1 protein-coding gene is annotated in these 858 nt (G+C 45.0%); it reads right to left on the bottom strand.

The features are described 5' to 3' along the window. Nucleotides 1-858 (bottom strand): IS66 family transposase (locus ACTQ53_RS17515; RefSeq protein ID WP_441934594.1); only part of this gene is annotated, 858 nt, incomplete at both ends.

Below are 858 nucleotides of genomic sequence, written 5' to 3'. Positions count from 1 at the left end.
AGTCTTTGACTTTAAGGATACCCCTCTTGAATTTCTCAAACTCGTTATCTAAATGCGTGAGGCTTTCACCCAAGAGGTTCTTCATCTTTGTCTTCAGTACCTTTATCTTTCTAGAGGTAATGTTGTCCTCTCTTCTGAGATTTATAGAGTGTTCTATCAGATGGATGAATCTCCGTGACCAGTTCTGGTTTGGATCCAGTTCGTTCAGATACTCTGCATTCCTAAGAAGATGAGCCAGGCAGACCTGATGGTCCTTAACATTCATCCTGAAGTAGCTCTGATGTCTGTCAGTCACAAGTGTCGAATAGGGAAGTCCCTTTGGAAACTTGGAATCTATGGCCTTCTGACCTCGCGATTCTGACTGGAACACGTATGTAAGCAGGTCGTTCTGGAATATCCAGTTCCAATGCAGATGCTTTCCTACCGTAGCACCAGTTTCATCGGCTCCTACGACAGACGCTGTTTCCAGCCTCTTGCGTATTTCCTCATATGCACAGTCTGCCTTGCCGCTATTCTCTTTGAGTATGTTCTGCACTGTTCCCTCACTTATATTCTGGCCGGACAGGTCGGATATAAGTTCTGCAATCCTTTTGAACGGAATACACTGCACTACATTAAGGTATGTCACCAGTGCACGGAGGTTGTCACCATACTTGATACGACAGTTGGGAGCTTCGCAGTTGTTTACGCAACCGCATTCACAGACCTTCTCGTAATACTGTTCCTCGCAGGTCTCTACGACCACCTTGATATCAACAATTTGTGTCTTACGGATCTTCTGGCATGGTATATCAATCAAGAGCCGACCACAACATTTACAATAGACGGGTTCGTGCTTTACAATTACGTCTGGTTCTG

This window comes from Prevotella sp. Sow4_E9_plate, assembly GCF_052116205.1.
In the GTDB taxonomy this organism is placed as follows: domain Bacteria; phylum Bacteroidota; class Bacteroidia; order Bacteroidales; family Bacteroidaceae; genus Prevotella.
The sequence above is the reverse complement of the archived record's forward strand: the minus strand, read 5'-3'. Positions and strand labels throughout refer to the sequence as shown.